Below are 4,953 nucleotides of genomic sequence, written 5' to 3'. Positions count from 1 at the left end.
TCCTGCGACAAAGCCGCCTTGCGCATCCTTGGCCTGTCCCTGGCCGGCTGGAACGCCATCGCCAGCCTGATCCTTGCCGCCGTCGCCTTCCGCGGCGCCCTCACCCGCGACTGATTTGGGCAGCGCGACGCAGAGTTCGAGCAAAATTCGCCGGGCTGAGTCGGATGGCGCGGCTTTCGACGTCCGAGCCAGGTCGACCCCCACTCCGTCTCGGCTTCGCCGAGCCACCTCTCCCCCGATCGACGGGGTAGAGGAAGGGCGCGAGCCTGTTGTAGCCAGCGCTCCTCCGAGAGAGGCTCCCTTCCTCTCCCTCCGGAGGGGGGAGAGGTGGCGCTGCGAAGCAGCGACGGAGTGGGGGAAGCCGGTCCTTAAGCGCGAAGCCGCTGATAAGTGAGCACGACCGAACTGGTCCGATACCGGGGAGTGTCGGATATCATGGTCTGGTAGGCGGAAGCGCAGACAATCGCTCCAGACGGCCAGCCTCCCGAATTCTCGAACGATCTCAGGGTTCGAGTTCGACATCCCAGTACAGATAATCCATCCAGCTCTCATGCAGATGGTTGGGCGGGAACAGGCGGCCATTGTTGTGCAGATCGTGCACCGTCGGCTGGAAAGGCTTCTGCAGCGGCCACATCTTGGCATGCGCCGGCATCATGCCGCCCTTCCTGAGATTGCAGGGCGAACAGGCGGCAACGACATTCTCCCATGTCGTCGCGCCGCCGCGATGGCGGGGGATGACGTGATCGAAGGTCAGATCCTCCGGCGTGCCGCAATACTGGCACTGGAAGCGATCGCGCAGGAAGACGTTGAAGCGGGTGAAGGCCGGGTGCCTGGAGGGCTTCACATAGGCCTTCAGGCTGACGACGCTCGGCAGCTTCATCGAGAAGGTCGGTGAGGAGACGGCGTGCTCGTATTCGGCGACGATGTTCACCCGGTCGAGGAACACCGCCTTGATGGCATCCTGCCACGACCAGAGCGACAAGGGGTAATAGCTGAGCGGACGGTAATCCGCATTCAGCACCAGTGCTGGAAGCCCATCCGGAGATACGGCAACCGTCACGTGTTCACCTCCTTGGTTCTAGACCCGAACGGCGCGGATACTGTAAGCCCGACATGACAGGGATGTGAAGCGGATTGTCGCGTCGCCTAAGCGCCAAAAATGCATGATTTTTATGATTTTTTGCGGATTCAGGCCGGCGGCGCGGCGTCCCGCCCTCTGGTTTCGCGATAATAGGACCAGAAAAGCCGTGATGCGACACCTCGCCACGGGCTCCATGATTCGGCCAATGCAATCAGGGTTTTCTCCGGCGGACGCGGCTCGATGCCGAGCGCGTGGCCGACCGCGCTCTGCAGCGCGACGTCGCGCGCGGGGAAGATGTCGGGATGCCCGGCGGCGAATAAGAGATACACTTCCGCTGTCCACGGACCGATGCCGGACACCGCCGTCATCGTCGTGATCGCCTCCTGGGCATCGAGCGAACAGAGGTGATGAAGGTCGAGGCCGTCGACCACGGCCTGGGCAACAGCGATCAGGCCGCGCTGTTTGGGCCGCGACAGGCCGGCTTCGCGAAACATGTCCTCGCCGGCGGCCAGGATCGCCTGCGGCGTCAGCGGATCGACGAGCTTGGTCAGCCGGCCGAAGATGGCATCGGCACTGGCGCGGGACACTTGCTGCGAGACGACGATCGACGCCAGGCTTCGAAACCCCGGCTCGGATAGCCGCAGCGGCACCTCACCGGCCATGCCGCGCACCTTTTCCAGGCGCGGGTCGATCACGCAAAGCGCATCGAGCCCCCGGGCAATGTCGTCTGATGTCACGATACGGCGCATGCTTTCTTGTTCCTCGACCGTCGACAGAGTAGCAATTGGCGAAGCGCCGCAAAACATGATTGCCGCCTGAGAGATGACACTCCTGACATTCCGCTTCGCGCCCAGCCCCAACGGCGACCTGCATCTCGGCCACGCCTATTCGGCGCTGCTCAACCAGAAGCTGGCGGCACGGGCGCACGGCCGCCTGCTGCTGCGCATCGAGGATATCGACACGACGCGCTGCACGCCGCAATTCGAGGCCGGCGTGCTTGCCGACCTGAAATGGCTGGGGCTTGGCTGGGAAGAGCCGGTGCGCCGCCAGTCCGAGCATTTCGCCGAATACCAGGCGGTGCTCGAGCGGTTGATCGCGGAGGAACTCGTCTACCCCGCCTTCATGAGCCGTGGCGAGATCCGCGCCTTCATCACCGACAGCGAAAAGCGTGGGCGCGACTGGCCGCGCGATCCCGATGGCGTGCCGCTCTACCCCGCCGTGGACAAGGCGCTGCCGCTGAAGGAACGCCAGCGGCGGATAGTCGAGAATGCGCCCTTCGCCTGGCGGCTGGATGTCGAGGCCGCCATGGCGCGTGTCGGCAAGGACCTGTCTTGGACAGAGTATTCCGACGAAACGCTTTCCGCGACGCGCTCCGTCGAAGCCCGCCCGCAGGACTGGGGCGACGTGATCTTGGCGCGCCGCGACATCCCGACCAGCTACCACCTCGCCGTCGTCATGGACGATGCGCTGCAAGGCGTCAGCCACGTCGTGCGCGGCCAGGACCTGTTTTCCGCCACCGGCGTGCAGCGCCTGCTGCAGCAACTCCTGGGGCTGCCGCAACCGGCCTATTTCCATCATCGTCTCATCCTCGGGCCCGACGGACGAAAGCTGTCGAAGAGCCTGGGCGATACCGGCCTTGCCGCCTTGCGCAATGCCGGCGCGTCGCCTGGCGATATCAGGGGGATGGTCGGGCTTTGAGCGCGGCGCGGCCAAGGTAACGCATGTCGAACTTGACGCCCGTTGAATTCCGGTGATGCATGGATCAATGGTTTCGTTTTGCACGCCGGGTTGAAGCGCAGTAGAGCAGCGCCACGGTCAACTCCCTCCAGTGCGGCGTCTGCGGAACATGCACAGCATCAAGCGGTTCATTCCCGCCACCTTCGTCGTCCTGTGGGCCACCGGCTTCATCGGTGCGCGCTACGCCATGCCGTGGGCGGAACCGTTCACCTTCCTCGCCGCGCGTTTCGTCATCGCCGCCATCCTGCTGGCTGTCCTGATGCTTGTGCTGGGTTCGAAAAAAGCCACACGCGAGGAGGCGCTGCATGCCACCGGCGCCGGCATCCTGATGCACGGCGTCTATCTCGGCGCCGTCTTCTGGGCCATCCACAGAGGCATGCCGGCCGGCTTTTCAGCCCTCATCGTCGGCCTGCAGCCACTGATCACGGCGGTGCTTGCCGGTAAGTTTCTCGGCGAGGCGATCCTGCCGCGCCACTGGCTTGGCCTTGGCATCGGCCTCATCGGTATCGTCATCGTGCTGTGGCCGAAGCTCGGCGCGCTCGGCGGCGGCGTGACCGCGGCGACATTGACCGCCTCGCTGGTCTCGGTGCTCGGCATGAGCGCCGGCACCATCTGGCAGAAGCGCTTCGCCTCCGGCGGCGACCTCGTCGCGGCGACCATGTGGCAATATGTCGGCGGTGGTTCGCTGATGCTCCTTGCCTCGCTCGCCTTCGAAACCCACACGGTCATCATCAATGGCGAACTGATCTTCGCCATGGCCTGGCTGGTGCTGGTGCTGTCGCTCGGCGCCATTTTCCTGCTGATGGTGATGATCCGCGACGGGGAGATGTCGAAGGTGGCGTCGCTGTTCTACCTGGTGCCGGCGGTGACGGCGGTCATCGCATGGGCCCTGTTCGACGAACAGCTCAACGCGCTGCAGATTGCCGGCATGGCGATCACGACCTTCGGCGTTGGCCTGGCAACGGCGCGGCAGACGAAGGGAATTGGAGAATTGAGGAATTGAGGAATTGAGGAATTGAGGAATTGAGGAATTGAGGAATTGAGGAATTGAGGAAGAAGCACAGACAGCGCCGGATATGGCCCGCTTTTTCTTCAGTTCTTCAATTCCTCAATTCGACCTGTCATCCCACCCGCGCACGTGCCTCCAGATAGCGGCTGATCGCGGCATTGAGCTCGCCGCCAAGGATAAAGATCGCCGAGACCATGTAGAGGAAGACCACGGCGATCATGATCGAGGCCAGGCCGGCATAGGTCGTCACGTAGGACGAGAAGTGGTCGAGATAGGTGGCGAAGATGGTCGAACCGATAAGCCATGCCGCCAGCGTGAAGACGATGCCCGGCACCAGCGAGACGAAGCGGCGCTTGCCCGCCGGCAGCCAGAAATGCACGGCAAACAATCCGCCGACAATGACCGCCGAAGCGATGACGTAACGCCACAGCGTGATGGTGCCCATATAGGGCTTGATCCAGTCGATATGGGCTTCGGCGAGCCGCGCCAGCAGCGGCGCGAACACCAGAAGCACGCTGATCGCCAGGAAACCGGCCGTGGCGATGAGAACGAAGATGATGCTCTGCACCCGGCGATAGATGATGCCGCGCGTTTCCGAGACGCGGTAGGCGCGGTTGAGCGACGTGCGCAGCGCCTCGATGCCGTTCGACGCAAAATAGGCCGCAAGCACCACACCATAGGTCAAAAGGTCGGTGCGCCTGACGGTCAGCACATTGAGCACTTCGCGCGCGATCGGCTTGGCGATCTGTTCGGGCCAGGTGTCGAAGACCAGATGCACGGCGGTGTCGGAGAACGCCTGCGCGCCCAGGAAGCTCGCCAGCGTCGTCGCGAAGATCAGGAACGGGAACAGCGCCATCAGCGAGGTGATCGCCAGATGGCTGGCCATCGCCCAGCCGTCATCGGTGTTGAAATGGCCAAGCGCGTCGTAGAGGACCCGCTTGAGGGCTACGATCTTCCGCATCAAGGACCGCGCCCTCCAATTGTCTCCACGCCGGGAATATGGGAAGGGATTGCGGCAAATGGCAACCCTTGGCGAAACCACGAACAGTCCGGCGCAAAAGTTGCGCTCGATTATCATCACCGGTGCGTCTTCGGGAATAGGCGCGTACTGCGCCCGTGCGTTGAA

The 4,953-nt window shown here is 63.5% G+C and carries 6 protein-coding genes; 3 read left to right on the top strand and 3 right to left on the bottom strand.

Going from position 1 to position 4,953, the window contains the following annotated elements; translation table 11 throughout:
• Positions 1-114: disulfide bond formation protein B (locus EN750_RS18340; protein ID WP_127397257.1), on the top strand; the 114-nt coding region annotated here is incomplete at its 5' end.
• 388 nt (positions 115-502) lie between these two features.
• Here EN750_RS18340 and EN750_RS18335 read toward each other — a convergent pair.
• Positions 503-1,060: an HNH endonuclease gene (locus EN750_RS18335; RefSeq protein WP_006328497.1), complete on the bottom strand. Its 558-nt coding sequence runs from the start codon at positions 1,058-1,060 to the stop codon at positions 503-505.
• 128 nt (positions 1,061-1,188) lie between these two features.
• Positions 1,189-1,830, bottom strand: coding sequence for a DNA-3-methyladenine glycosylase (locus EN750_RS18330; RefSeq protein ID WP_027038153.1), 642 nt, complete (start codon positions 1,828-1,830; stop codon positions 1,189-1,191).
• Positions 1,831-1,903: 73 nt separating this feature from the next.
• On the opposite strand from EN750_RS18330, the gene gluQRS reads away from it, so the two are divergent.
• Positions 1,904-2,779 (top strand): tRNA glutamyl-Q(34) synthetase GluQRS, encoded by an 876-nt coding sequence (gene gluQRS / locus EN750_RS18325; RefSeq protein WP_127397256.1) that lies wholly within the window; start codon positions 1,904-1,906, stop codon positions 2,777-2,779.
• Positions 2,780-2,927: 148 nt separating this feature from the next.
• Positions 2,928-3,821, top strand: a complete 894-nt coding sequence (locus tag EN750_RS18320) for a DMT family transporter (RefSeq protein ID WP_127397255.1) — start codon at positions 2,928-2,930, stop codon at positions 3,819-3,821.
• A 118-nt stretch (positions 3,822-3,939) separates the two neighbouring features.
• Here EN750_RS18320 and EN750_RS18315 read toward each other — a convergent pair whose 3' ends face one another.
• Positions 3,940-4,788, bottom strand: coding sequence for a YihY/virulence factor BrkB family protein (locus EN750_RS18315; protein WP_023811134.1), 849 nt, complete (start codon positions 4,786-4,788; stop codon positions 3,940-3,942).
• Positions 4,789-4,953 lie beyond the last annotated feature (165 nt).

It is taken from the genome of Mesorhizobium sp. M7A.F.Ca.ET.027.03.2.1 (genome assembly GCF_003999175.1).
Classification (GTDB): domain Bacteria; phylum Pseudomonadota; class Alphaproteobacteria; order Rhizobiales; family Rhizobiaceae; genus Mesorhizobium.
This window is presented reverse-complemented; position numbering and strand designations above follow the sequence as displayed.

Coding starts and splice junctions, on each gene's coding strand:
- EN750_RS18330 (WP_027038153.1), bottom strand. CDS start 1,830: ATGCGCCGTATCGTGACATCAGACGACATTGCCCGGGGGCTCGATGCG.
- gluQRS (WP_127397256.1), top strand. CDS start 1,904: ATGACACTCCTGACATTCCGCTTCGCGCCCAGCCCCAACGGCGACCTG.
- EN750_RS18320 (WP_127397255.1), top strand. CDS start 2,928: ATGCACAGCATCAAGCGGTTCATTCCCGCCACCTTCGTCGTCCTGTGG.
- EN750_RS18315 (WP_023811134.1), bottom strand. CDS start 4,788: ATGCGGAAGATCGTAGCCCTCAAGCGGGTCCTCTACGACGCGCTTGGC.